Origin of the sequence: Brevibacillus sp. GCM10020057 (assembly GCF_042683565.1) — a bacterium.
Lineage (GTDB): Bacteria > Bacillota > Bacilli > Brevibacillales > Brevibacillaceae > Brevibacillus.
Map to the genome: position 1 here is coordinate 122,497 of NZ_JBHUJW010000034.1, position 26,057 is coordinate 148,553.

Annotated in this window: 26 protein-coding genes; 13 read left to right on the plus strand and 13 right to left on the minus strand. The window is 57.3% G+C overall.

The window, feature by feature from the left end:
- Positions 1–43 precede the first annotated feature (43 nt).
- The 5 genes from ACFSO0_RS10960 to ACFSO0_RS10980 all read right to left on the minus strand — a co-directional run bounded on the left by ACFSO0_RS10960 (position 44) and on the right by ACFSO0_RS10980 (position 7,088).
- Positions 44–2,452 (minus strand): 3-hydroxyacyl-CoA dehydrogenase/enoyl-CoA hydratase family protein, encoded by a 2,409-nt coding sequence (locus ACFSO0_RS10960; RefSeq protein WP_376879962.1) that lies wholly within the window; start codon positions 2,450–2,452, stop codon positions 44–46.
- A gap of 375 nt (positions 2,453–2,827) precedes the next feature.
- Positions 2,828–3,949, minus strand: a complete 1,122-nt coding sequence (locus ACFSO0_RS10965; RefSeq protein ID WP_376879964.1) for an S-layer homology domain-containing protein — start codon at positions 3,947–3,949, stop codon at positions 2,828–2,830.
- Positions 3,950–4,128: 179 nt separating this feature from the next.
- On the minus strand, positions 4,129–5,802 hold the full coding sequence (locus ACFSO0_RS10970; RefSeq protein WP_376879967.1) for a putative ABC transporter permease subunit: 1,674 nt from the start codon (positions 5,800–5,802) through the stop codon (positions 4,129–4,131).
- A complete protein-coding gene (locus ACFSO0_RS10975; protein ID WP_376879969.1) occupies positions 5,795–6,520 on the minus strand; it encodes an ABC transporter ATP-binding protein in 726 nt (241 codons plus the stop codon). Before ACFSO0_RS10975 ends, ACFSO0_RS10970 begins: the two co-directional genes overlap by 8 nt.
- Before the next feature lie 151 nt (positions 6,521–6,671).
- Complete coding sequence (locus ACFSO0_RS10980; RefSeq protein WP_376879971.1) at positions 6,672–7,088, minus strand: hypothetical protein; 417 nt, start codon at positions 7,086–7,088, stop codon at positions 6,672–6,674.
- Between the two features lie 210 nt (positions 7,089–7,298).
- Between ACFSO0_RS10980 and ACFSO0_RS10985 the strand changes: the two genes are divergently transcribed.
- The 7 genes from ACFSO0_RS10985 to ACFSO0_RS11015 all read left to right on the plus strand — a co-directional run bounded on the left by ACFSO0_RS10985 (position 7,299) and on the right by ACFSO0_RS11015 (position 13,200).
- On the plus strand, positions 7,299–7,898 hold the full coding sequence (locus tag ACFSO0_RS10985) for a hypothetical protein (RefSeq protein WP_376879973.1): 600 nt from the start codon (positions 7,299–7,301) through the stop codon (positions 7,896–7,898).
- A gap of 352 nt (positions 7,899–8,250) precedes the next feature.
- Entirely contained in the window at positions 8,251–9,351 is a 1,101-nt protein-coding gene (proB, locus tag ACFSO0_RS10990) for a glutamate 5-kinase (RefSeq protein WP_376879975.1), read from the plus strand.
- A gap of 29 nt (positions 9,352–9,380) precedes the next feature.
- Complete coding sequence (locus tag ACFSO0_RS10995; protein ID WP_376880233.1) at positions 9,381–10,688, plus strand: glutamate-5-semialdehyde dehydrogenase; 1,308 nt, start codon at positions 9,381–9,383, stop codon at positions 10,686–10,688.
- A gap of 21 nt (positions 10,689–10,709) precedes the next feature.
- Positions 10,710–11,552, plus strand: a complete 843-nt coding sequence (gene proC / locus ACFSO0_RS11000; protein WP_376879977.1) for a pyrroline-5-carboxylate reductase — start codon at positions 10,710–10,712, stop codon at positions 11,550–11,552.
- Positions 11,553–11,612: 60 nt separating this feature from the next.
- Positions 11,613–12,425, plus strand: coding sequence for a hypothetical protein (locus tag ACFSO0_RS11005; protein ID WP_376879980.1), 813 nt, complete (start codon positions 11,613–11,615; stop codon positions 12,423–12,425).
- A 120-nt stretch (positions 12,426–12,545) separates the two neighbouring features.
- A complete protein-coding gene (locus ACFSO0_RS11010; RefSeq protein ID WP_376879983.1) occupies positions 12,546–12,854 on the plus strand; it encodes a ferritin-like domain-containing protein in 309 nt (102 codons plus the stop codon).
- Positions 12,855–12,867: 13 nt separating this feature from the next.
- Positions 12,868–13,200, plus strand: coding sequence for a spore coat protein (locus tag ACFSO0_RS11015; protein ID WP_376879985.1), 333 nt, complete (start codon positions 12,868–12,870; stop codon positions 13,198–13,200).
- A gap of 48 nt (positions 13,201–13,248) precedes the next feature.
- Here ACFSO0_RS11015 and ACFSO0_RS11020 read toward each other — a convergent pair whose 3' ends face one another.
- The gene (locus tag ACFSO0_RS11020) at positions 13,249–14,688 is read right to left on the minus strand and encodes an aminotransferase-like domain-containing protein (RefSeq protein WP_376879987.1); all 1,440 of its coding nucleotides are present in this window, start codon (positions 14,686–14,688) and stop codon (positions 13,249–13,251) included.
- A 141-nt stretch (positions 14,689–14,829) separates the two neighbouring features.
- Here ACFSO0_RS11020 and ACFSO0_RS11025 point away from each other — a divergent pair, with 141 nt between their 5' ends.
- The 4 genes from ACFSO0_RS11025 (at position 14,830) to ACFSO0_RS11040 (ending at position 17,698) form a co-directional block, all read left to right on the plus strand.
- Positions 14,830–15,444 (plus strand): LysE/ArgO family amino acid transporter, encoded by a 615-nt coding sequence (locus ACFSO0_RS11025; RefSeq protein WP_376879989.1) that lies wholly within the window; start codon positions 14,830–14,832, stop codon positions 15,442–15,444.
- A 73-nt stretch (positions 15,445–15,517) separates the two neighbouring features.
- Positions 15,518–16,135, plus strand: coding sequence for a DUF47 domain-containing protein (locus ACFSO0_RS11030; RefSeq protein WP_376879992.1), 618 nt, complete (start codon positions 15,518–15,520; stop codon positions 16,133–16,135).
- A gap of 18 nt (positions 16,136–16,153) precedes the next feature.
- A complete protein-coding gene (locus ACFSO0_RS11035) occupies positions 16,154–17,161 on the plus strand; it encodes an inorganic phosphate transporter (RefSeq protein WP_376879994.1) in 1,008 nt (335 codons plus the stop codon).
- Between the two features lie 147 nt (positions 17,162–17,308).
- Positions 17,309–17,698, plus strand: coding sequence for a cupredoxin domain-containing protein (locus tag ACFSO0_RS11040; RefSeq protein WP_376879997.1), 390 nt, complete (start codon positions 17,309–17,311; stop codon positions 17,696–17,698).
- On the opposite strand, the gene ACFSO0_RS11045 is transcribed toward ACFSO0_RS11040, so the two are convergent.
- The 3 genes from ACFSO0_RS11045 to panE are packed head-to-tail and all read right to left on the minus strand — an operon-like array spanning position 17,688 to position 20,829.
- The gene (locus ACFSO0_RS11045) at positions 17,688–18,905 is read right to left on the minus strand and encodes an MFS transporter (RefSeq protein ID WP_376880000.1); all 1,218 of its coding nucleotides are present in this window, start codon (positions 18,903–18,905) and stop codon (positions 17,688–17,690) included. The genes ACFSO0_RS11040 and ACFSO0_RS11045 overlap by 11 nt on opposite strands.
- A 9-nt stretch (positions 18,906–18,914) precedes the next feature.
- Entirely contained in the window at positions 18,915–19,850 is a 936-nt protein-coding gene (locus ACFSO0_RS11050) for a 4-hydroxy-3-methylbut-2-enyl diphosphate reductase (RefSeq protein ID WP_376880002.1), read from the minus strand.
- 49 nt (positions 19,851–19,899) lie between these two features.
- The gene (panE, locus tag ACFSO0_RS11055) at positions 19,900–20,829 is read right to left on the minus strand and encodes a 2-dehydropantoate 2-reductase (protein ID WP_376880004.1); all 930 of its coding nucleotides are present in this window, start codon (positions 20,827–20,829) and stop codon (positions 19,900–19,902) included.
- Positions 20,830–21,056: 227 nt separating this feature from the next.
- On the opposite strand from panE, the gene glnA reads away from it, so the two are divergent.
- Positions 21,057–22,475 (plus strand): type I glutamate--ammonia ligase, encoded by a 1,419-nt coding sequence (gene glnA / locus ACFSO0_RS11060; RefSeq protein WP_376880007.1) that lies wholly within the window; start codon positions 21,057–21,059, stop codon positions 22,473–22,475.
- 250 nt (positions 22,476–22,725) lie between these two features.
- The gene (locus ACFSO0_RS11065) at positions 22,726–23,244 is read left to right on the plus strand and encodes a DUF3231 family protein (RefSeq protein ID WP_376880009.1); all 519 of its coding nucleotides are present in this window, start codon (positions 22,726–22,728) and stop codon (positions 23,242–23,244) included.
- Between the two features lie 64 nt (positions 23,245–23,308).
- Here ACFSO0_RS11065 and ACFSO0_RS11070 read toward each other — a convergent pair whose 3' ends face one another.
- The 4 genes from ACFSO0_RS11070 to ACFSO0_RS11085 are packed head-to-tail and all read right to left on the minus strand — an operon-like array spanning position 23,309 to position 26,011.
- Entirely contained in the window at positions 23,309–24,169 is an 861-nt protein-coding gene (locus tag ACFSO0_RS11070; protein WP_376880011.1) for an energy-coupling factor ABC transporter ATP-binding protein, read from the minus strand.
- Positions 24,166–24,972 (minus strand): cobalt ECF transporter T component CbiQ, encoded by an 807-nt coding sequence (gene cbiQ, locus ACFSO0_RS11075; protein ID WP_376880013.1) that lies wholly within the window; start codon positions 24,970–24,972, stop codon positions 24,166–24,168. Before cbiQ ends, ACFSO0_RS11070 begins: the two co-directional genes overlap by 4 nt.
- Positions 24,969–25,253 (minus strand): energy-coupling factor ABC transporter substrate-binding protein, encoded by a 285-nt coding sequence (locus tag ACFSO0_RS11080; protein WP_376880015.1) that lies wholly within the window; start codon positions 25,251–25,253, stop codon positions 24,969–24,971. Before ACFSO0_RS11080 ends, cbiQ begins: the two co-directional genes overlap by 4 nt.
- Positions 25,250–26,011, minus strand: coding sequence for an energy-coupling factor ABC transporter permease (locus ACFSO0_RS11085; RefSeq protein WP_376880017.1), 762 nt, complete (start codon positions 26,009–26,011; stop codon positions 25,250–25,252). Before ACFSO0_RS11085 ends, ACFSO0_RS11080 begins: the two co-directional genes overlap by 4 nt.
- Between the last annotated feature and the right edge of the window lie 46 nt (positions 26,012–26,057).

Sequence of the window (26,057 nt, forward strand, 5' to 3'; positions counted from 1 at the left end):
TGCCTCCTTCTCCCTACTTGCGCCTGCGAGTCCTCCCCAAGTGCTAGTTGCGCAATGGCTTGTTTTTGGTCAGCATGTGCTGCATCCGCTGCTGCGTCTTCGGCGTCTTGATCAGTTCGAGGAACGCCTGCTTTTCCAGCTCGAGAATGTACTCCTCCGTCACTTCCGTCCCCGCCGGCACGCTGCCGCCCGACATGACGTAGGCGATCTTGCTCGCGATCAGTTCATCGTGATCCGTGATGTAGCCGCTCTTTTTCATCGCGTACACGTTTTGCCGCAGGGTGGCGTAGCCGGTCTCCCCGATGACGCGAATCTTGCGCGGCGCAGGCGGCGTGTAGCCTTCCCTGTCCATGGCGAGCACGAGCTGCTTGGCATCGTACAGCAGGTGGTCGGGATTGACGCTGATCCGGTCGGACTTGCGCAAGTAGCCAAGGTTGATAGCGTCCTGTCCGCTGGTAGAGACTTTGGCCGTCGCGATCGTCTCGAATGCTCTCGCCACGAACGGGAACGAGTCGACAGGCACGCTGCCGCCCTCCGGCACCTGTTCCATGGCGCGGAACAGCATTTCCTTCGTGCCGCCGCCCCCCGGGAGCAGCCCTACCCCGACTTCCACGAGGCCAAGGTACGTCTCCGCAGACGCCTGCACTCTGTCCGCCAGATAGACCACTTCCACGCCGCCGCCGAGCGTCATGCCAAACGGTGCAGCCACGACCGGGCGATGCATGTAGCGCAGAGCCCGCGCCGCCTTGTGGAAATTGGTGACGAGCATGTCGAGCTCCAGCCAGTTTTCGTCCTGCGCTTCCAGCAAGGCCATCGCCAGGTTCATCCCGACGCAAAAGTTTTTGCCCTGGTTGCCGATGACGAGGCCGGCGAAGTTTTTCTGCACTTCTTCCGCCGCGATGTTCGCCATCTGCAAAACATCCAGTCCCAAGGCATTGTTCGGCGAAGTAAACTCGAGACACGCCACGCCGTCACCCAAATCGATCAAGGCGGCACCTGCGTTTTTGCGGATCAGCTTGCCCTGCTCCTTGAGCGCTGCGAGGTTGATTTTTTCCTTTTTCTCCTCGACTCCCTTGTAAACGCCGCCAATAGCGAATGCCGCTGTGCGCCCCTCGTTCTTTTGATAGAAGGAAGTTTTGCCGCTCGCCAGCAGCTCCTCCACGAGTGCCGGAATCGTCTCGCCTTCCTCGCGCATCCGGGCGACCGACTTCTCGACTCCGATCGCATCCCACGTCTCGAATGGCCCCAGCTCCCAGCCGAAGCCCCATTTCAACGCCTGGTCGACGGCGACGATGTCATCGGCGATCTCATACACTTTTTCAGCGGCGTAGAGCAGCACTTTCTTGAATACGCTCCAGACGAATTCGCTGCCTTTGTCTTTGCCGTACACGAGTGTCCTCAGCTTTTCCGGCAGCGATTTCGCCGCCTTGGCCGCATCGAGTGACGGGAACTTCGCCTTGATGCTTGGGCGGTACTCCAGCGTCTGGAGATCGAGTGCATGGATTTCCTTGCCCTGCGCCGTCTTGACCTGTTTGAAGAAGCCTTGGCCCGCCTTTTGCCCGATCCAGCGCTTCTCGACCATTTGCAGCACGAACGGCGGCACTTCAAAGATTACTTTTTCCTGCTCGTCCCGGCTCTTGCTTTTCATGTTGTTTGCGACGTGCACGTAGGTGTCCAGCCCGACCACATCCAATGTGCGGAACGTCGCGCTTTTCGGACGCCCGATCACCGGACCGGTGAGAGCGTCTGCTTCATCGACAGACAGGCCGAGACGCTCGAGCTCGTGGAGTGAGACCTGCAGCCCGTATGTACCGATGCGGTTCGCGATGAAGTTCGGTGTATCCTTGCAGAGCACCGTGCCTTTGCCGAGCACATGCTCTCCGAAGTGCATCATAAAATCGACGACTGCCGGGTCCGTGTCGTTGCCCGGAATGATCTCCAGCAGCTTCAGGTAGCGGGGAGGATTGAAAAAATGCGTGCCGAGAAAGTGCTTACGGAAGTCATCCGACCTGCCCTCCGCCATTTCGTTGATGGATACGCCCGATGTGTTGGAGGTGATGATCGTGCCCGGCTTGCGGTGCGCTTCCACCATGGCAAAGACGCTTTTCTTGACCTCGAGATTTTCCACGACCACCTCGATGATCCAGTCCACCTCGCCGAGTACGGACAGATGATCCTCGAAGTTGCCGACCGTGATCAAATCCACGTTCTTTTTATCGTAGAGCGGAGCCGGCTTATCCTTGAGCAGCCGGTCCTTGCCTGCTTGCGCGATGCGATTTCGTACGACTGCATCTGCCAGGGTCAGCCTTTTTTGGCTCTCGTCAGCAGTCAACTCCCGCGGCACGATGTCCAGCAAGTAAACGGGGATGCCGACGTTGGCCAGGTGCCCTGCTATGCCTGCTCCCATCACGCCGGCCCCGAGAACGGCCGCCTTGCGAATTTTGCGTTCCATCTACATATCCTCCTCGATACAAAATTGACGCTCCGGTGAATACCTAATTTTCAAATAGCCAGAGTTTTCTTGTAACGTAAACTTCTCCTTTTCCATAGATATTCCTGTCAGCAGAGACTCATGTATTTCGTTGAATGAATACTCATTCAGTTTGTGGATGTAAAAAAGCACATCCCTTTTTCAGACGAATTTATGCGTCTGGAGATGCATCCATCCACCTGCTGAATCACCGTTCATTTTCATTGTAATCGAAAATTCTGTCATTTGCAATTGGCGCAAGTCGGCATCTGGTGTTTTTTTCCTGAACATCCCCCCTGGCCCGAAAAAAACGGGACAGAGCCGCCGTTCGCAGCTCTATCCCTGACATCGGCAGGCTTACTTTTGGCTATACAGCACAGCCGCAATCTTGCGTCCATACGTGCTCGTCGGATCGGGGTCCAGCCGATATTCGACGCGGAGGCTTCCGTTCAGGCCGTACTTGTAATCTCCGACCAGCCACAGCAGCTTGTTGTCGGTCTCGTCTGTCAGCACTGTCAGATTCGCCAGCGCGGTTGACGTCGGCACTCGCGGCAGTTTGCCCATGCTGGTGAGGGCCGCCGGCGTAAAATATTGGAGCAGCTTTGCCTGGTTTTTCGTTTCATAAGCGAGGCTGGCTGCCTTCAGGAAGACGGCTGCCATTTTTTGCTGCGGCTTGCCTTTGCTCCTAAATTGCAGCAATGCCTGATTTTTGTAATAGTCAAGCAAACGCTTCATGACGACTGCGTATTCGGCGCGGGTCATGAGATTGTCGGGCTGAAGGGTGGTCGGCGACGCGAACAGGTTGAATTCGCGGATCGCGGTCGCGTACGGCGAGTATGTATCCCGATAGTAGCTTTCCTGCTTCCACTCGTAGTAGCTCGTGAAGAAGGAGGCGGCATCCTGCGGCCTGATGTTGGCTGTCCGGTAAATTTGCGGGGTGAGCATGTGGAACAGGATCAGGCTCGCTTCCTCGCGCGTCATCGGTCTTTGGAAGGCTGCGGACGACAGCCACCAGTCCGGATTTTCCTTCTCCGGCTTCTTGATGAGCTGGCCGCTGTCGGAAATGTACAGGTAGTAGAGCATCCTGTCCCCCGGATCATAGTCTCCTTTGATCCCGGTCTCAATCTCCAGCAAGGTGTCCATGTTGGTCAGCAGCTGCTCGATCTCCCAGCGCTGCTGGTAGCGGTAATCGATGTTTAGCTTGCGCTGCGGCTTCGCGATCGGCCCAAAGACCGATTCAAACACCCGGTTCAGCATGGCGAGTGCCTCTCCGCGCGAAATGGGGCTGTTCGGGTAAAACAGCTGCCTGGCGTTTCCTTTGACGATGCCGAGTTTCGCCAATTCGTTCACCGACTGCTCTGCCCAGTGCCCGTTCAGGTCTTGGAAGGTCACGGCTGCCGCCGCGCTCGCATTGCCTGCCAAAAAGCTTTGCAGCACGAGCATGGCCGTGAGAAAACCCATAACGATGCGCTTTTTCATCACGATTTTTCTCCTTTCCCTCCGGCATGAATCTGTAACTTTTCATCTATTCCCTGTATTCTTCCAAAGGGAGAAATCCTTTACTTGTATCGGGAAGAATGCCGCCCTGCTTTAGGTTTTGAACGAAAAAAGGGCCGACCTCTCTCTGCAGAAAGGGCGGCCTGACAACGGCAAGCGATTCAGCCTTCGATTTGCTCCAGCCACACCGGTCCTTTTTTCATCAACAATCTCCAGAGCGCGAAGTCTGCCAGCGCAAACACGAGCAACAGTCCGGCTCCCATCGCGACGAGCGAGGTCTGCAGCAAATAGGCCGCCCCGATGGCCAGCCCTGCTGTGACCACTCCAAGGATCATGAAAAACAGCGGGCTCAGATTTTGCTTCACTGCCTCCTGTTCGGAGCCCCACTCCAGCTTCGGGTTCCGCAGATCGAGCATGAGACCAAGCAGGTGCATAAAGAAAATGCCCGGGATGCCGACCGCCACAGCCAAAATGACGAACAGCGGCGGGAGCTGGATGAGCCAGGCTGCTTCGCCCGCGAGCAGCAGCATGCTGAATACGCTGAGCGCGAAGCCCGGGATGAGCTTCGCCGCCAGGAGCTGCCCGTATGGAACAGGCAGGCTCTTGTTCAGAAAGAAGCCCTGTCCTTCCCTCGTAATCGCCGTGACAGACGTGCTGTTCGTCCCTGCAACCAGCAGGAACAGCCCGAAGAATAAGGCTACGCTCATTCCGCCCATGCCTTCCCCTTGCAGCCAGTCGCCAAGCGCTGCCAGCAGCTCCCCGCTGTCGTGGCGGCTCAATAGCGGCACGAGGCCAAACAGCGGCATGAACAAGCTGGGGAGCGCGCAATTCATGAGGAACGCCGGCGTTCTCACCAGCATCTTCCACTCTTTGGCCGCATACGCCAGCCAGACCGGTCGGGCTTTGAAGCCTTTGCGCCAGGCCGTCTCATCGAGCTGCCTGCGTCTGGCCCGCGACTCGCTGATTCCCATCACGCCGGCGAAGTACAGGTAGCTGCCTGCCCACATAATTGCGGCAAAGCTGACAGCCGCCACCAGGCAATAGGCGACCAAATAGCCGAACCCGCTGATGGCGCTGTTCTCGAGCAGGGCGAGCGCGGCAAATTTGCTCGCAGGAAAGATCCTGGTCACGATGCCGACCAGCCCTTGATTTTGGGCGGCGATCATCTGCTGAAGCTGTTCGAGTCCCCCGGTACCGCTCGCCTGGCGCTGGGCAAAAGCCTGAAACCCGATTGCCGCAGCGATCGCGAGCAGCCCCCCGATCAGGCGAATGCGGTCTTTGCTTTTGCCGATGTTGGTATAACGCATGAACACCATGACGACGAGGATCGCCAGCGCGAGAGGGACGATCGGCAGGACGAGGTAGACGACCAGCGCATAAAGGTAATAGAGCACCCCGCCCCCGCTCTTGATCCCGAACGTGACGAAAATCGGCATGACCATGACGAGCGCCGTCAGGTACTCATACAAAAGCGCGACCAGAAATTTCGCTCCGAGAATTTGCCCGGGGGTTAGCGGCAACGGCAACAAATGCTCCACATCCTGCGAATAGTAAAAGACGCTCAACACGTAGACGATCCCGAGCAGAAAAATCGCCAGCGACGAGCCTGCCACCCCGATTCCGAGCAAGGCACCCTCCTGCCCGATTTGTGCCAGCCCGTCGTACAGGGACGACGAAAAAGCAGACACCGACGCAATGAGCGGGATCATTCCTGCCGCGACCGCAAACAGAATCCAGTACGACTTCCAGCCGCTGCCCCGCCATTTCAGCGGCGATCCGGCATTTTTCAGTATGATTTTGGTCAGGAGCAGCACTTTTTTCATGCCTTTATTCATTCTGGGTCAACTCCAGGAACAGGCTCTCCAGTGAACGGTTCGACTGAAAATGCTGCTGCATCTCGGCGAACGTGCCGCAAAAAAGGATCGTCCCCTTGCTGATGATAGCGACCCGATCGCACAGCTTCTCCGCCACTTCGAGCACGTGCGTGGAAAAGAAAACGGTTCTGCCGCTGTCCGCGTGTTCCCGCATCATTTCCTTCAAGGTGAACGACGACCTTGGGTCCAGCCCCGTGAGCGGCTCATCAAGTATCCATACTTCCGGACGGTGAAGGAGCACACCCATGATCTGAATCTTTTGCCGCATCCCGTGCGAGTAGCTTTGGATGGTATCCCCGAGAGCATCTGTCATGTCGAAGCGACGGGCCAGCTGCACGATCCGCTCCTGCCGCTCCTGCTCCGGCACTTCGTAAATGTCCGCCATGAAGCGCAGATACTCCAGCCCTTTCAAGCGCAAAAACTGATCCGGGCTGTCCGGCACGTATCCAAACTGGCGCTTGGCAGCCAGTGCATCAGAGGCGATGTTTTTCCCATTGATGGTGATCTCTCCGGCATCCGGACGAATGATCCCGGTGATCATTTTGATCGTGGTCGTTTTTCCGGCTCCGTTTGGACCAAGAAAGCCGAAAATTTCGCCCCTGGGGATTTGCAGATTCAAGTTGTCGACGGCTTTTCTCGTGCCGTTGTAGCTTTTTGTCACACCTCGCAGTTCAATCATAGCGTCCCTCCTGTTTTTCGCGCCTCTATTTTCCTCATCCTTCCAGACCATCCTCTATCTATACGATCAGACTGGAAGAAGGTTGCAAATAAAAAAGGGCCTATGGTTGTACCATAGCCCTTTTCCTGGCAGAAAGCCGCTCTTGCCTCTCTTACATCTGGGGTACGAAGCTTCCATCCCGCAGCATGGTCAATTCGCCCATGAGGAAAGCGAGTTCCTCGGAATCTCCCGCCGTCCCCTTCTCTTCGTGAACTTCCAGACGGCGCAGCAGCATGTTCGCAAAATCCTGGATTTGCACCGGATGCGCCTCGATGTCTGCATCGTCGAGAATGTCAAATCCCGTCAGCGCTTCCAGATGGGTGACGATGCGGAAGCCGCCGATTTCCCCGAGCACTTCCGGTTTATTCAACTTCGACTTTTCCAATTTTTGCAGCATCGACAAAATGTCATTGGCGACGATGCTGGGAAAGGCCACCTGATAAAAATTGCGGTTTGCCGCTTCGTCCGCCTTGATAATGAGAATGTCGATTCCATCCAGCTTCTTTGCCTTTTTTCCAAAACCAAACATATATTTCCACCTCAATTGACTCGATCTGCACAACTCTCTTCATGATAGACATAATCGTACGGAGAGACAAGCCCCATCCTGTTTCCTTTTTCCACACGTCATGTTCCATGCAGCCTTTTTCCTGTGTGGGGAAAATGTTTCCACGTCTGTCAGAGCGAAAACCTGCACACGCTAACAGGAAAGTCTGTGCCAACAAAAGGGGATGCGCTCATGAAACGTTGGAAAAGCTGGATATTTTTACTTTCCGCCCTCCTGCTCCTCTCCGGATGCAATACACCTTCCCAAGAAAACGCGAAAACGCAGAGCAAGCCGCCCAGGCAGTCGGCCATGCAAAAGCTCGATGAGAGCAAAGGCGATATTGTGCTCTTCTTAAATCGCGCCGAGCACGCGCTGGAAGACGTGTACTTCGCGGCCGCAGACAACGCCAAAGGCAAAACGGTGCGCGAAGATGGCATCGTCTATCGGGAGCTGCCCAAGCGCTTTGACAGCAAGGAGAAGATCGTCGGCTATTTTGCCCGCTTCTGGAGCAAGCCGCTGGCCGAAGCCATGTACGACAACATGTCGACCAAGCTGGTGAAGGGCAAGGTGTACGCAGCATTTCCGCGCAGCGACTACCCCGTCCTGATTTCCAGACGCAACACCACCGTGGAAAAAACGAACGGCGTGCTGCACGTCACTGTCGAGGATGTGACCACGCCAGCCTTCGCCTCTGACCGGACCATCCGCTACCAGCTTGTCCGCGATGCGAAGACGAAGCGGTTTGAAATCAAATCGAGAATGGGTGCTTATGGCAGCGAGCAATTTCAATAATTTCCTTGACATTTCCGCGACTGCGGAAGAATAATAGTGAATTAATAAACCCCATATGTGATCGGCAATGACGGGGAACAGTAAGACCGCCCTTCAGGTCCAGAGAGCGAAATCCACCGGCTGAAAGATTTCGCGCATGAATCGGTCTGAACCCGCCCCGGAGCATCCAGGGATGACCTGGACAGGTTTCTTTCACCTGTTATCAAAGAAAGAGAGCTGGACGTTCCCGGCGGAAGCGCGCTTTTCGCCCCGGACGTCAAATAAGGTGGTACCGCGGAGGTCATATGCCCTTTCGTCCTTATCAAAGAGACGAAAGGGCTTTTTATATTGTCTGGGATCAGGAGGTTTGAACATGAAAAAGGGCAAGTTGCGATTGGTCGTAAAAGTCGGCAGCAGTTCGCTGGCGGCGGCAGGAGGCGGCGTGGATCGAAGCAAGATGACGCTCCTCGTCTCTGCCGTAAGCAAGCTGCGGGAAGCGGGGCATCAGGTGGTGCTCGTCTCTTCGGGGGCGGTCGCCAGCGGGTATCAAAGCCTTGGCTATCGCCAGCGACCGCGCACGCTGGCTGCCAGGCAGGCCGCAGCCGCCATCGGGCAAAGTCTCTTGATGCAGACCTACACACAAATGTTCGCTGCCCATCAGTTCAGCGTGGCGCAAATTTTGCTGACGAGAAGCGACTTTTCCCATCGCGGGAGATACCAGCACGCGTTTCAGACACTGTCGCTGCTGCTGGACAAAAACATTTTGCCGATCATCAACGAGAACGATACCGTGTCCGTCGCCGAGCTGACGTTTGGCGACAACGACATGCTGGGAGCGCTGGTAGCCGGATTGGTGCACGCCGATCTGTACATGATTCTCACCGACACAGACGGACTGTACGACAAGGACCCGAGGAGCAACCCTGACGCCAAGCGCATTGGCTGGCTGCAGGAAATTACGGAGGAAGTCGAGGCGCTCGCTGGCGGAGCCTCCCAACTGGGTACAGGGGGCATGCGCTCCAAGCTGATCGCCGCCAAAACGGCGCAAGGTCTGGGGATTCCGAGCTTTATCGGAAAGTTGAACCAGCCAGACGATCTGCTCGAGGTCATCTGCGGCAAAGGCAACGGCACGTACGTCAGCTATCGCCCGGAAGCGCCCGCGGCCAGCGGATTGCCGACCCGCAAGCAATGGATCGCGCTCCACTCCCCCATTCGCGGCTCCATTACGATCGACAGCGGAGCCGCTGAGGCCATTTTGAAAAAACGCAGCAGCCTGCTGCTCGCCGGCGTGCGCGACGTGTCCGGCAGCTTCGGGCCAAATGAAGTGATTGAGGTGTACTGCGACGGTTCCCTGATCGGGCGCGGCGTCAGCCGGTACGCTGCCGAGGAGCTGCTGGAATTTTTATCCCCTGCCGGATCGACGCAGCACAGCGGCACCGTAATCCATCGGGACCAGTGGACACAGACGATTTGAACGCAGGCCGCTTTTATCCGGTTTGACAGATAGAGAAAAGAACGAAAGAAAAAGGAGCTGGGGAAATCATGGAAAGCTTGAAAACAAAAGTGCTTGAACAGCTGGCGCTGGCCAAGCAAGCCTCGCGGAAGACGGGCTTGCTGCGGACGGAGGAAAAAAACGAGGCGCTCGCCCTGATCGCCGAGCAACTCTTGGCAGACGAAGCGAACATTTTGGCGGCCAATGAACAGGATTTGGCCCGCGCGGAAGCAGACGGACAGCCTGCCTCCTACCTGGATCGCCTGCGCCTGACGCCGGCGCGCATCCGCGACCTGGTCGACAGCCTGGAGCAGCTAATCCGGCTCGAGGACCCGGTCGGACAGCTGATCGACAGCTGGACGCGTCCAAACGGCCTGGTGATGGAGCAAATCCGCGTCCCGCTCGGCGTGATCGGCATGGTCTACGAAGCGCGTCCGAACGTCACGGTGGACGCAGCCGCCATCGCCCTGAAAACGGGTAACAGCATCGTGCTGCGGGGAAGCCACAGCGCGGTGCAGAGCAATCTGGCGCTGACGGCCAGCATCCGGAGTGCCCTGTCCAAAAGCGCCGTGCCCGCCGATGCGGTGCAATATCTCCCTTACAAAGAACACGCCTCCGTCGATTTGCTGTGCAGTGCAAACGGCCTTGTGGACGTCATCATCCCGCGCGGCGGAGCCGGCCTGATCCAGCGCGTCCTGCAGCAATCCAGCGTCCCTGTTCTGGAGACGGGCGTGGGCAACTGCCACATCTTCGTCGACCAAAGCGCCCACTACGACATGGCAGAGGCGATCGTGCTCAATGCCAAAACGAGCCGTCCCGCCGTCTGCAATGCTGCGGAGACTTTGCTGTTGCACCGGGAATGGCCGCTGGATCGGCAGCATGCCCTGCTCGCCAGACTGCTGGCGGCAGGTGTGGAGCTGCGGGCGTGCGAACAGACTCGCGCCCTGCACAGCGATTTGGCGGAGCAGCTGAAAACGGCGACAGAGCAGGATTGGGACACCGAATTTTCCGCGCTCGTCATGGCCGTACGCACGGTCGACAGCCTGAATGATGCTCTGGAGCACATCCAACGGCACAGCACCGGTCACTCGGAAGCCATCGTCAGCGAAGACCGCGCGTCGGCAGAGCGCTTTCTCGCCGCAGTGGATGCCACCACGGTGTACCACAACGCGTCCACCCGCTTTACGGACGGCGGCGAATTCGGCTTCGGCGCCGAGATCGGCATCAGTACGCAGAAGCTGCACGCGCGCGGACCCATGGGCTTGCCGGCACTTACTTCCTATAAATACGTCGTACGCGGAACGGGACAAATCAGGTAGTCCGACAGGAGGGAATCAACCATGAATGAACAACGCGCTTGTTCCATTGAAGGACGAATCGGCTTTCTCGGCGCGGGCTCCATCGTGGAGGCGATGCTGGCTGGCATTTTGAAAAAGCAACTGGTCGCCCCCGATCAAATCTGCGTGACCAACCGGAGCAACTCGGAGCGTCTCGCTCTGCTCGCGCAAACGTACGGCGTACGCACGACCCACGACAAATGGGAAGTCGCGCGTTCATCGGATATTCTCATTTTGGCAATGAAACCGAAAGATTCGGCAGAGGCGCTCAAAGAGCTGGCTGGCTCGGTCAAATCCAGCCAACTGGTCATCTCCGTCATCGCCGGAGTCTCCACCTCCCTGATCGGGGAATGGCTCGGCGTGGACTGCCCGATTATCCGCACGATGCCCAATACTTCCTCGGCGGTCGGCCTGTCTGCTACCGGCCTTGCCGCCAACGAATTTGCCAGCAAGGAGCAGCTTGCTCTCGCCACCCGGCTCTTTGAAGCAATCGGCACGGTCTACACGGTCGCCGAAGAAGAGCTGGATATTATCACCGGCCTGTCCGGCAGCGGCCCTGCTTACATCTACTACCTCGTCGAAGCGATGATGGGGGCAGGCGCAACAGCCGGACTGGACAGGGAGATGGCGCGACAGCTGACGCTGCAGACGGTGCTCGGCGCTGCCCACATGCTGATGGAAACGCGCGAGGAGCCTGCCCTGCTGCGCAAAAAGGTGACCAGCCCCGGCGGTACGACGCAGGCTGGCCTGGAAGTGCTCGAATCGTATCAGTTCCAGAAGGCCGTCAAGTCTGCGATTCTTCGCGCCACGGAGCGATCGCGGGAGATGGGTGCGCAGTACCGGTAGCTTTTTGCCGCCTTGCCTGTCGTGTATACTTGGAGGACAACAGTTGCGAAGGAGGTACCCATGGAAATCTACGCCTTGTACGGAACAAGCGGAACGGGAAAAAGCTCCAGCGCCCTGGAGCTTGCACATCGCATGAACATCGACGCCATTATCGACGACGGCATTCTCATCTACCAGGGGCGCAAGGTAGCCGGGACCTCCGCCAAATACGAAAGGACAAAAATTCAGGCCGTCAAGCGGGCGATCTTTCATTATGAAGAGCACGCTTCCGACGTCCGGCGCATGCTGCAGCAGCTCCAGCCGGGCCGCATCCTTATCCTTGGCACTTCACGCCGCATGATCGACCGCATCGTGGAAGCGCTGAGACTGGACTTTCCCATCGAATTTATCCCGATCGAGTCGATCAAGCCTCCGCAGGAAATCGAGGCGGCCCGCTACGTGCGCGAGACGATGGGCAAGCACGTCATTCCCATCCCCCGCGTCGAGGTGGAAAAAGACTTTTTGCAGCGTCTGATCTCATCTGCCCAGCAGATCTTTTCCTCCAAAAAAGAAGTGATCGGCGAAACGACGGTCGTCCACCCACCCTTCACCGGCGGGCGCATCGTCATTCATCCGCAGGTGCTGCGCAAGATCGTCGAAGGAACGTGCCGTGCTTTCCCGGAAGTCCGCCAGATCCAAAAAACGGAGTACACGTTTGAGGATTTGCCTCGCTTGCAGGTGACGCTTTCCTTGAAGCTCCCCTATGGCGCAAATATGCCCGCAGTCGCCAGAGATATCCAGCAAGCCCTTTACAAAGAAGCCAGCTATTGCCTCAATATCGCTCCCGCCAGCATTGACGTCAAAATTGCTGGTCTGGAATTTGCCAGCGTATAAGCGCAAAAACGTTGATCCGGCGGAGAAGGCCGGATCTTTTTTTGCCTGCAATCCACACCGGATACTTGCCTGCCGCAAGACCATCCTATACGTGTATCCCCACACGAAAGGAGCAGTCTGATGCCAACGATCATGTCTTCCGCGCCTTTTACGAAAGCCCCGATTCCCGAGCCGCCCCGCGTCATTACGACGAAGGACATGAGCTATTTGAAGGATGCCCTGTCCTGGGAGCTGAATGCGTTTAAAAAACTGCACGCATTTGCCCAGATGGCGACCGATCCGGAAGTGAAGCAGTGTCTCGAAAAAGCGGGACGCATGCACCAGCAGCATTATCAAAAGCTGCTGACCCATTTGCAGAACAACAACGCTTCGATTATGGCCACGATCCCGCAGACACAATCCCAACAGCAGCAACCACAAATGCAGTAAGGGAGGAATCCGGATGCCAAACCAAAATCAGATCGCCAATCCGCAAACTGGGCAGCTGCCGCAGGTAAAAGGGCCGGAAATGAATGACCGGGACTATCTCAACGACTGTCTGACGACGTGCAAATACTTGGCGGACGGCTTGAACGTGGCTGCCTGGGAAGCGAGCCACCAGCAGCTGCATCAAGATTTTCTGCAAATCTTGAACGAGACGCATCAAAGCGCCCGGGAAGTGTATGAGCTGATGTTCCGCAAGGGCTGGTACAAGCTGGAGGCAGCCGAGCAGCAAAAGCTCCAGCAGGCGTACCAGCAGTTCAGCGGATACTCTACGCAGTTTCCATATCATTGATGCAAAGGCCAAGTGTCAAGAGGGACATCCGCTGCGGATGCCCCTCTTTTACATAGCCGCAAGCAGCCGCGATACCGTAAACAGCGCCTGCTCCAGCTCGTCTTCGACCGCATAGGCAAAGGACAGCCGCAAATGGCAGTTGTCTGACTGATCGTATACATACCCTGGATTGAGCAGGATGCCTGCGGCCAGCGCCCGGGAGAACAAGGCCCGCATCGAAACGGCACGGCGCAGCCGCAGCCAGATGTAAAACCCTCCTGCCGGCACCTGCCATTCTGCCAGATCGCCAAACCATCTGTCCAGCAGCCGCAGCACGTGATTTCTCCTGCCTCGCAGCGCCTCGCGCATCCGTCCCACATGTTCCCCGTATTTTCCTGACGCCAGCCACTCTGCTGCCACTGCCTGGGACAAGCTGCTTGCCCCGTAGTCGGTCTGCATCTTCACGTCTGCCAACCGCTCGATGACCGGCTCCGGACCTACAATCCAGCCGATGCGCAGACCGGGACTCAAGGTCTTGGAGAGGCTCCCGACATAGAGCACCTGACCGTTCGCATCGCGCGACTTCAGCGGCAGCGGACCCGGCTGATCGAACCACAGCTCGCCGTACACATCGTCCTCGAGGATCGGCAGCCGCTCGCGCATGCACGCAGCGAGCAGTTGCTCCCTGCGCCGATCGCTCATTAGCGTCCCCGTCGGATTGTGGTACGACGGAATCGTGTAGAGCAAGGCTGCATTGTGCAGCTGCTTTTGTCTCGCCACGGCTTCCGGGCGAATGCCTTCCTCGTCCATCGCCACTCCCACGAGGCGCATGCCGGACAGAAACAGGGGGAGCGAGTACAAATACGACGGCTGCTCCACCAGGATTCCCGAGCCTTGCTGCAAAATGCCGAGGGAGATCAGCTGCAAGGCTTGCAGCGCGCCGGAGACGACGAGGATGGACGCCGGCGACGCCTCGACGCCCCGAGTCCGCAAATAGCCGCTGATCGCCTGGCGCAGTTGCAAGAGCCCTTTTGGCTCCGCGTAGCCGAGCGGTACTTTGCCGCCCATTGCGGCCAGGACCTCCTCCATCTGCTTCGCAGGCAGCAGTCGCGGGGACAGCTCCCCTGTTCCGAGCCGGATGTAGCGCGGGTCCGGTTCGCAGCGGTTGATGTCCTGGATCGTTGGAGAATTGGGCGGGTGAAGCCCCTGCTGCACATAGCCCAACCAGTCAGGCGGCGGTGCGTGCTGCAGCAAGGACCAGGTGTTGTTGCTGACGACCGTTTTGCTGCCGACCGTCGCCTCGATCAAGCCCTCTGCCTTTAGCTCCTCCAATGCGGTCACGACTGTACTGCGATTGACCCCGAACGCCGCCGCCAGCGCCCGCTGCGTCGGCAGGGCCGTATGAACAGGCCAGTCTCCGGACGCGATTTTGCCCTTCAGGTAGGCGACGATCTGTAAATAAACAGGGATGTCTGCGGATTTATCGGGCTTCCAGTCAATAGCAATCATGCATCGCTCCCCCTTTCTGCTCTCATTGTACTAATTGGTTGGGGTTCAGGTAAACCAATTGGCTGGAGACAGCGACCGCCTCACCCGTCATAATGAACGGAGCAGGCTGGTGTCATCAGCCGGAAAAGGAGGAACGACAACATGATGGAAGCAATCCTGCATGGATGGATTCTTTCGTTAGGACTTATTTTGCCGCTCGGCGCCCAAAATGTTTTTGTCTTCAATCAGGGGGCCTTGCAGCCGACCTTGTGGCGGGCCATCCCGGTCGTCCTGACCGCCGCTCTGTGCGATACCGCGCTGATCTTGCTGTCGGTGCTCGGCGTCTCTCTCGTCGTGCTGACCGTCACCTGGCTGAAAACCATTCTCTATGCGGTCGGTGTCTGCTTTTTGCTGTACATGGGCTATTTGACCTGGCGCAGCCGACCGAGCGTCGATTCTGGCGAGGCAGAGCGCTTTTCTCCGCAAAAACAGGTGATCTTCGCCGCCTCGGTCTCTCTGCTCAATCCGCATGCGATCCTCGATACGATCGGCGTCATCGGGACCAGCTCGCTCACCTACAGCGGAGGGGAAAAATGGGGTTTCGCCGCCGCCTGCATCGCCGTCTCGTGGCTGTGGTTTTTCGGCCTGTGCCTGGCAGGGCGGATGGCCGGGCGTCTCGATACTTCCGGGAGGCTGCTGCGCGTCCTCAATCGAGTGTCGGGGCTCATCATGTGGGCCGTCGCCCTGTATATGGCGTGGATGATGATTTCCAGCTAAATGGCTGCGGTGAATAATCCGCACCTCCTCCAAACAAAATACTCCTAGTCGGATTCACAAGCGGAGGTTTGCCATGCTCTTTACCAAAACGGATGCACTCCTGGAAGCTCTGTACGAGATCGCCAGGAACGTGCACGAATCAGCCGTTTACTTCAATCAATATAAAATCTCCTCCATGGAAACCCTGAAATCTTTTTCTGACACCATGAAAGAATACGAGTCCAAAGGGGACAAGCTCATTCACGAGATCATCATCCGCATCAACAAGACGTTTATCACCGCCATTGAACGGGAGGACGTGATGGAGCTGGCGGTCAAGATGGATGACGTGCTGGACGGTCTGGAGTCGTGCTCGGCGCATCTGTACATGTACGACATCATGGCGCCGGATGAAACGATGGTGCGATTCGGTCAGATCATCGAGGACGCCTCCAAGCAAATCCTGCTCGCCATGGAGCTGCTCAAGCAGCAAAAGTTAGCCGACATGCGCGAGCACATCATTCGCATCAACGATCTGGAGAGCGCCGGGGACGAGCTGGTCCGCCGCAGCATCCGCGCCCTTTTCCACTCGTCGAAAGACCCGATCCACATCATGCAGTTCAAGGAAATCTACGAGGTGCTGGAGGAAGTGATGGACCACTGCGAGGACGTCGCGGACGCGATGGAGACAGTCATCATGAGCAACACTTAACGCAAGGAGACCATGCCTATGCATACGAGCCTTCCCTACATCGTCGCTGTCGTCGTGCTCGCTGTTTTCTTCGACTTCATCAACGGCTTTCACGACACCGCCAACGCGATTGCGACGACCGTATCCACCAAGGCGCTGCCGCCCCGCATCGCCGTCGTCATGGCTGCGATCACGAACTTTGTGGGTGCCCTTGCCTTTACGGGCGTCGCCAAAACGATCGGGGGCAAAATCGCCGATCCCGCCAAGCTGGAGTACGGGGTGCTGATCGTGATCGCCGCGCTGATCGCGTCGATCTCCTGGAATCTCGTCACATGGTGGTACGGGATTCCGAGCAGTTCCTCGCACGCGCTCATCGGTTCCGTCGTCGGAGCCGTCTTCATGTCCGCAGGGGCGGCGAACATCAACTGGAGCGGCTTTACGGAAATATTTGAGGCATTGATTCTCTCCCCGGTCATCGCGCTTTTGGGCGGCTATTTGCTGATGAACCTGTTCTACTTCGTCTTTCGCAGGGTCCCGTCTCCTCCCTCCAAGGTAAACCGCCGCTTCCGCTACTTTCAGATCCTCACAGCCGCCCTGCAATCCTTTACCCACGGGACAAACGACGCACAAAAGGCAATGGGCATCATTGTTTTCGCCCTGGTCGCGGCTGGCGTGCAGACGGATTCGGGCACAATTCCTTTTTGGGTCCAGTTCATCTGCGCCTTGTCCATGGGGGTGGGAACCTCTGTTGGCGGCTGGCGGATCATCAAGACGGTCGGGGGAAAAATCACCAAGATCGAGCCGATCAACGGGGCGACTGCGGACCTCACCTCGTCGTCCATCATCTTTACTTTCACCCAGCTGGGCTTGCCCGTCAGCTCGACGCACGTCATCTCCTCGGCGATCATGGGCGTGGGCGCGGCCAAGCGGCTCAAAGGCGTAAACTGGGGTGTCGCCAAACGCATCGTCATCACGTGGTTGATCACGCTGCCGATCTCGGCCGTCATTTCGGCTGTCGTGTTCTACGTCCTGCAGCTGTTTTTCTAGGCCGTCACCCACGCGAAAAAAGGCTCTCGTGCGCGGAATAGCCGCAGGCACAGGAGCCTTTGATGCGTTACCTTTTTGTTTAACCACGACCTGGCGAGGACAGGATAATAGGTAGTGGAATATGGCCCGCAAAGGAGCTGATGTGTAATGTTTCGTCAACGGTTCCGACAGTTTCGCTATCCCCTCATCGCGTTGACTGTGACGTTAGCGCTGCTCGGGACACATCACCAGTATCGCTTGCATACTTCCTATGCCGCATCGCAGCGATCGCAGACGATCACAATATCCAGCGCCGGCTTCCTGCCCAATCGCATATCCGTCCGGGAAGGCGAGGTCGTCTCGCTCATGATCGTCAATACGGACACCCGTCCGCACAATCTCTCCATCCGCGATCTCAACGTGTCCTCGTCCGAGCTGAAGCCTACTCAATCGACGATGCTGCAATTTTCCGCAGAGAAGAAAGGGCAGTTCACTTTTGTATCCGACTCGCCCGGCTATCCGGAAACCGGCTACCTGGGACTTTTGGTCATTGAGTGACGTCCGCAGCGTCTGCCTGTTCGACCCGCTTCCACGGTCCGAAGCGGATGAGCAGCAGCGGAATGATTCCCAGTGTCGTCATGGAACCGAAGAAGAAATAGATGGCCAATGTGGAAAAATGGTCCTGAATCCAACCGGCCAGCATATTGCACAGCATGGTTCCCAGCCCGCTTCCCACCGAGAAAAAGACAGCCAGCGCTGTTACCTGGAGGGAAGCGGGCGTATTTTCTCTGACAAACTGCGCTGCTGTCGCCAGGTAAAAGCCGACGGACATCCCCTGGATGAAAAAGAGAGCGAGCACAGCCGCCGTACCGGGAGCCGAACTGTACCAGAACCAGCGGAGTGCAGAAAAGACGGCTGCCAAAAGCAAGGTCGTCTCCAGCCCCCAGCGTCTGACGAAGAATCCGGCCAGCTTCATAAACGGCGCTTCGCTTCCCGCGAACAGCAAAAATGCCAACCCCACGCCTGCGACCGTCCCGCCGATCGCCTGATAGTACAAGGAAAACCAGATATTGTTTGCATTGACCACCCCAAACACGCAAAAGGAAGCGAAAAGAAACAGCAAAAACCTCGGGAGGCGCAGCAACTGCCCCATCCCTTTGAAAATGCCGCTTCGGTAGGGCGAAGATTCTGCCGCTTCCTCCGGCACGCGCAAAAGAAACAGGATCGCGGCGATCAGGGCGATACAATACGAGTAGAAAAGAACGGAAGGCCCCCACTTCTCCACGAGCAATCCGGTGAGAAAGGCTGCGAGCGCAAAGCCGACCGCTCCCCACATCCGGATGTCCCCGAACTGGATGCGGTGTTTGTTGCAATAATGGAGCGCCAGGCTGTCGGAAATCGGGATGATCGCACTCTGAAAGAAAGAGAGAAGGATGTACAAAAGAAAGACAAATGCATAGGCTGAAGCCGTCGTAAACAATAGCCCCACCGCGCCGGACGCGAGCAAGGTGCCCACGAGCACGCGCCTTCTGATCTGGAACCGGTCGCAAATCATTCCCCACATCGGCTGGGCGACGATGGAGACGACGGGAGCCACCGCGCTGATCATGCCGATCTGGGTGCCGGTGAGGTGGATGGACTTGTAATATTGGGTGATGAGCGGGGAAAACGCCCCGAATCCGTAGTAGATGAAAAGGTAGAGGGCGCTGAACCCGAAAAATGCCCCTGCAGCGCCCTGAAATTTGCCAGAAAGTGATCCTGACATATCGCTCTCCTATTTAACCGCCGGCAATATCTTCGCCATGTTGACGGTGCGTTTCTTGTCCCATGTCTCGGGCCTGGTTTCATCAAACTGCTCCAGAAAGGCAATGACTTCCTTGGTGAGCGGCGTCGGCGTCGAGGCCCCGGACGTGACCGCCACTTTTTTCTTGCCCTTCAGCCATTCGATGTCCAGCTCCGAAAGGTCCGCGATGCGATGAGAAGGGACGTTGGCGATTTCTTCGGCAACTTGTGCCAGCCGGTTCGAGTTGTTGCTGCGCGGATCGCCTACCACGATACACAGCTGCGCCTCTCCCGCCTGCTCTGCGACCGCTTCCTGCCGCACCTGCGTCGCCAGGCAGATTTCGTTGTGCACCTCTACGCGCGCAAAGCGATTGACGATCGCATCCATCAGATGCTTGACGTCCCATTGGCTCATCGTCGTCTGGTTGGTCACGATCAGCTTGTCGGTCGGCACCTGCAGAGCGTCCAAATCTGCTATCTTCTGGATCAGGTGGACACGGTCCGGCGCGATGCCGATCGCTCCCTCCGGCTCGGGATGCCCCTTTTTGCCGATGTACAGGACGTGGTAGCCGTCCGCCACCTTCTCGCGGATCAGATCGTGCGTCTTGGTCACGTCCGGGCAAGTCGCATCCACGACCGTCAGCCCTTTTTCCCGCGCCTTTTTCCGGACCTCCGGAGACACGCCGTGGGCGGTGAAGATGACGGTGCCCTCGTTTACCTGATCGAGCAGGGCAAGCCGATCTTCCCCGTCCAATGTTTTGATGCCTTGCTGTTCAAACGCCTCGACGACATGGGCATTGTGCACAATCATGCCCAAAATGTGAATCGGGCGGGGAAGGTCAAAGTTTTGGGCGGTTCGCAGAGCCAGAACCATGGCATCCACGACGCCGTAGCAATATCCGCGGGGGGAAATCTTGATGACTTCCATCTATACCCCTCCTACTTATTCTAATGACGTTTCGCCCATTTATTATACCTTATTTGTCTGCGCTCCGCTTCTGTTCATATACCTTCAAGTTGTTGTAAACGACCTTCAGCAGCGGAGTAGACAAGCCGAGCCTTTCCGCATGCGCGAGCAGATACCCCTGGATATGGTCGCCCTCCACCGGCAAGCCTTTCTCCATGTCGCGCAGCATCGACGATTTCATGGCCGCTCCCTGACCGCGGAACGTGTCCATCTGCTTGTCGACGATGTCTTCGCGGATCGGTGCACCCAATGCCCGAATGACCGATGCACACTCCTCCGCCAGCTGACGCGTCAGCTCTATCCCGTACGCGGACTCGCGGATCGGGCCGACTGCCGCATTCATCAAGGTAGTGATGCCGGACAGCGTGGCGATGAACAGGTATTTTTGCCACGCATCGCGCTGGATGTTGGCGCTCGCACGCATGGAGCCGTTGACGCCGGAGAAAGCCTCTGCAATGCGCTCCACACGCTCGCTAAGTCCGCCTTCCCACTCCCCGAAGACCGCATCGTGTATGGGGCTGGTCTGGACCACGTCACCATCCGCGTTCAAGGTCGTCTCGATAAAGCACAGGCCGCCCAGCACCCGCTCCCGGCCAAACTTCTCCCACAGCAGCTCCATGTGAGCAATGCCGTTTAGCAGCGGAATGACGACTGTCTCCTCACCTACATAAGGAGCTATGTCCGCGATGCTTTCTGCAAGAGTGTACGCCTTGTTGGACAAGAGCACGACGTCGAACGGCCCCGCTTCTTCTCCCGCCCGGATCAGCTGCGGCTGCGCGATCTGGACATCGCCGTGAATGCTCTGGACACGGAGCCCTCGTTCCGCAAGCTGCGCGTACCTGCGCTCCCGCACGAGAAAGGTGGTGTCCACTCCTTTTTCCGCCAGACGCGCTCCAAAATAACCGCCGATCCCGCCAGCGCCCAAAACCAGTACCTTCATGATCCGATCCCCTCCCATATCATTCGCAACAGTTCGTCTATATTCTACAAAACCGGAACTCTTTTCTAAACCCCGCAATATTATGTAAGAAATTCTCACATAAAACGTCACAAAATCTCTTGACGAACGATTGAAGTTATCGATATAATTCCACTTATAAAATAACACGAAAAAACGAACTTTACCTCACCTTTCGTAAAAATAATTCGTGAATGGAGTGCTCTGTCTTGGATATGAAAACGGTCCTGTCCACTATCGAATCTGAAAATGTCGAATATGTCGATTTTCGCATCGTCGACCTGCTCGGCCGCCAGCACCATGTGACCGTCCCGGCCTACGCCGTAGACGAAGGAACATTCCGCAACGGGGTGGCTTTCGACGGCTCCAGCCTGACCGGCTACAAATCCATCGAAGACAGCGACATGGTGGCCATGCCTGATCCGGCGACTGCCTTCATCGATCCTTTCGTGGAAGCCAAAACGCTGAACATCGTCTGCAACATCGTCAACCCTGACTACACCACCTACGACCGCGACCCGCGCGGCATCGCGCTGAGAGCAGAGGCGTATCTGCAACAGCTGGGTGTGGCGACTGTCGCTTACTTCGGACCCGAATCCGAGTTCTTCCTGTTCGACAGCGTCCGCTACGCTTCCGGTCCGTCCGGTTCCTTCTTCCACATCGATTCGGAGGAAGCGTTCTGGAACACTGGCAAAGAAGGACATAACCTTGGCTACAAAGTGCGCAACAAAGGCGGTTACTTCCCGGTACAACCTACCGATACGCAAGCGGACATCCGCAACGAAATGTGCACCCTGATGACAGAGGCCGGCTTGAAAGTAGAGCGTCACCACCATGAGGTAGCAACAGCAGGTCAAGCAGAAATCAACTTCCGCTTCGACACCTTGACTCGCACGGCTGACAACCTGCTCCTGTTCAAGTACATCGTGCGCAACGTCGCCGCCAAACACGGCAAAACAGCTACCTTCATGCCGAAACCGATCGTGGGCGACAACGGCTCCGGCATGCACGTCCACCAAAGCCTGTTCGACGGCGACACGCCGCTCTTCTACGATCAAGGCGGATACGCGAACCTGAGCGAAATGGCACTGCACTACATTGGCGGCATCCTGCACCACGCACCTGCCCTGATCGCTCTGACCAACCCGAGCACCAACTCGTTCAAACGTCTGGTGCCTGGCTATGAAGCGCCAGTCAACCTGGTCTTCTCCAAAGGCAATCGCTCCGCTGCCGTGCGCATCCCGGTCGCAGCAGTAACACCAAAAGCAGCCCGCATCGAGTTCCGCACGCCTGACTCGACTGCCAACCCGTATCTGGCCTTCGCTGCCATGCTGATGGCTGGCCTGGACGGCATCAAGCGCAAGCTCGACCCGCGTGAAATGGGCTTCGGTCCGCTGGATAAAAACATCTACGACCTGTCCGATGCCGAGAAGCACGAAATCAAGAGCGCCCCTGGCTCTCTGGAAGAAGCGCTGGCTGCTCTGGAAGCAGACCACGACTTCCTGCTCGAAGGCGGCGTCTTCACCAAAGACGTCATCGACAGCTGGATCTCCCTGAAACGCGACGAAATCCAACAAGTCGAGCGCACCGTGAATCCGAAGGAATACGAGTTGTATTACGATCTGTAAGAAGCTCAGGAACAAATGTTGCAAAAAGACTCAAACTATCCCTAAAAACAACGGGGCTGTCCAGAAAGTCAGCGTAAACTGGCTGCTGGACGCCCCGTTTCTTTTCCTGCATCGCCTCACCGCAATTCCTCTTGCATAAAATTCCCTTCATAATACCCGCATCCATTGTCAACCTTATCATTGTATCGCAATGAACAGTCAGGATAACCAACACGGAGCTTCAACCAACACGAGCAAAAGGAGGACATTTATGGGAATCTTAAGCGGCAATCCTCAAAATGAACCCATGCACTACGGTGAAGTCTTTGGCATTTGGAGTTATCTCTCCGTCAGTAAAGGGCTGCTTGTCGGCTATCAAACATTCATCAATCATACCGGTGACAAGGATCTGAAAAATTTCCTCGAAGACCTTATCCGGACTATGAAACCAGAGATTGAGCAGGTTGAAAAAATGTTGAAAGTAAATGGAGTCGCCCCGCCGCCTGCTCCACCTGAACGCCCTGTTGCTTCTCTCGAGAGTATCCCCGTTGGCGCCCGCTTTAACGATCCCGAGATTGCAGTTGGCGTTGCAACCAATCTTGCTGCGGGAATGGTTGCATGCAGCCAAATCATCGGGCAATGTATTCGAGAAGATATTGCAACGATGTTTGCCCAATTCCACCAGGCAAAAGTTCAAGCAACTGGCCGACTGCTCCGCATCAGCAAAGAAAAAGGTTGGTTAGTGCCGCCGCCATTACATTTGCAAACGCCTGAACTGGCGCACGTTTAACCTTGTCTCAAGCCATACCAAGTCTACGGTCGGTTTCCTTCGCCCGCTAAAAAAAGAGGCGCCCCTACACCGAGGCGACCTCTTCCTTTCGTTCTTCCAGTCTTCGTTTCCAGTCGGCAAGGGACTGCGGGATGCCCTCGCCCATTTCCCTTTTCCATGACGGCGGGAGCATCTCCCACACTTCCGCGATCAAAGGTATGCCAAGGTGCAGACTCTCCAGCATCTGCCGCTCTGCCAATAATGCCTGCGGTTCCCCGGCAAAAACAAGGCGGCCTCCATCCATGACACAGATCCACTCCGCCCACTCGAAGGCGATGTCCATATCGTGCGTCGCCATCAGGACGGTCGTGCCGCTGCGATGGATCTGGTCCAGCTCGCGGAGCAGGTTTTTCGTCTGGTAGCGGTCGAGGTAGGCCGTCGGCTCATCGAGCAGCAGCAGCTCAGGCTCCAGGACCATGACGCCTGCCAGTGCCAGACGGCGTTTTTGCCCCAGGCTCAAGTGGTGAATGGGCGTTTCCGCCAGCTCGCTCATGCCGAATGCCTCCAGCGCCTTGCCTACCTTTTCCCGGATGGTGTCGGGCGGCAGCTTCCGGTTCACGAGACCGTAGGAGACGTCCTCCGCCACCGTACTGGCGATGAGCTGGTGCTCCGGGTCCTGAAAGACGAGACCGACCTTCTGCGTCATCTCCTGCAAAAAGGAGCGCTTGTAGACGAACGGCTTCCCCCTCCACCGCACCTCTCCCTGCCTGGGCTGGAGAATGCCGTTGGCGTGCTGGAACAGCGTCGACTTCCCGCAGCCGTTTCGTCCGAGCAGCACGCATTTTTTCCCCTCCGGAATCCCGAAGCTCACCCCGTTCAGTACAGACTTCTGTCCGCCCGGGTAGGTGTATTGCAGATCAGAAAATTCCAGTAACCACGATGTCAAAATGGCCAACCTCCCGTCAAACACTCCAGCAGCACCAGCACGATGCTCCCGAGCACAGATTCCCGTTCGTAGCGCGGGGAACGGACGTAGGTACAAAGGCTCTGCACACGCAGGCTCTCCCCGAATCCTCGGGCCGCCATCCCCATGGCCAGCGACTGGTATTTCCGCATGGCGCGGACGAACAGCTGGCTCGCCAGCATGCCTGCGTCACGCAGCAGCGCGCGAAACTCCCGGTGTCCTCCGCGGGACCGCTGCGCCACCCACAGCTGGTAGGACGTGTCCAGCAGGACGAAAATAAACCGGTACATGATCATCAAAAGGTCCGTGAGCAGCTCCGGCAGCCCGATCCGCCGCAAAACCTGCAGCATTTCCGAGAACGGAACCGTAAACAGCAGAAACGAAAAACAGGCGAGGCTGGCCAGGATGCGGGTCAGCAGCGTCAGCGCCCGGTGAACGGACACGGGAGCGATGTAGAGCGCGTGCGAGGCTCCCATCTTCCACGATACCACCGCGTCTTGCGGGGGACCGCCAGCCGCCCCGCCTGCCAGATCAAAAAGCAATGCCGGCAGTCCGGCCAGGAAAAAGGACAGCGGCAAAACCAGAAACATCAGGTGCGCCTTGAACGGAATGCGGGCGTAGCCGACCACCCACACTCCCATCCAGAGGAACACAAGCAGCTGCACCAGCGAATGCCCCGTCAAAACCAAAAGCAGCAGCACGCTGCCAAACAGCAGCTTGTGCGCAGGCGGCAAATGCCGCAAACGGTTTTGATAGGAAAGGGAATCGAGCTGCTGCCAGTTCATTTCTTCGCCTTATCCGCGCGGCCTTTGTACAGTCCCACCGCATAGCCTACGACTCCCGCGCCGAGCGCCGCCTGCACCGCGAACAGCAGGCCCTCCGTCTCGCCTCCTGGCGGCTCGAGAAACGGATGGAACCACGGCTGATAGGCAGGGGCAATCTCCTTGATCGCTTCTTCTGCCGCGCCATCCGCCCCTCCGAATTCGGAATCCTTGATGAACAACAGCGGAGCCACAGCCAGCACGACGACACCCAGGACAAGCAGCCAGTTCATTCCTTTTTTCACAGCGATTCCTCCCGTTTCAGCAGGCGCAGCTGCGCCAGTTCATTTGCGTTGTACGCTTGCAGCCAGTTCCAGACGAGCACCGTCAGCAGCCCTTCGCTGATCGCCAGCGGCACTTGCGTGATGGCAAAGATGCCCGCGAATTTGCCAAACGAAGCCAGGACGCCGCCTTTCGCAGCCGGAAAAGCGAGCGCCAGCTGGAGCGAAGTGACGACGTAGGTAGACAAATCAGCCAGGGCCGCTGCCGTGAACACGGCGAGCCGCTGCTTGCCGCTGCGCATGATGAGGCGGTATACGCCAGATGCGACCATCGGGCCGACGACGGCCATCGACACGGCGTTCGCGCCCAGCGTCGTCAGCCCGCCGTGGGCCAAAAGCAGCGCCTGGAACAGCAGCACCATGCTGCCGAGCACGGTCATCGCCAGCGGGCCGAACATGATCGCCCCCAGCCCCGTCCCTGTCGGGTGAGAGCTGCTGCCGGTCACAGAAGGAATTTTCAGCGCGGACAGCACAAAGGCGAACGCCCCGGATACCCCAAGGAGCAGCTTCATCTGCGGATGCTCCTTGACGATCCTGCCTATGGAACGCAAGCCAAAGATAAAAAACGGCAGGAACACGACCCACCAGAACAGCGCCCACGACATAGGCAAGTACCCTTCCATGATGTGCATGGCGTGTCCGGTCTGCGGTTCATTTACCATGAAATAAAGTATAAATCCGACCATCAATAGACCGTCTGTTACAAATCGAGATCGATTCATGTGCACACTCCTCCCTGCTTCTCCCATTTTCATCCGTTCTGATCTT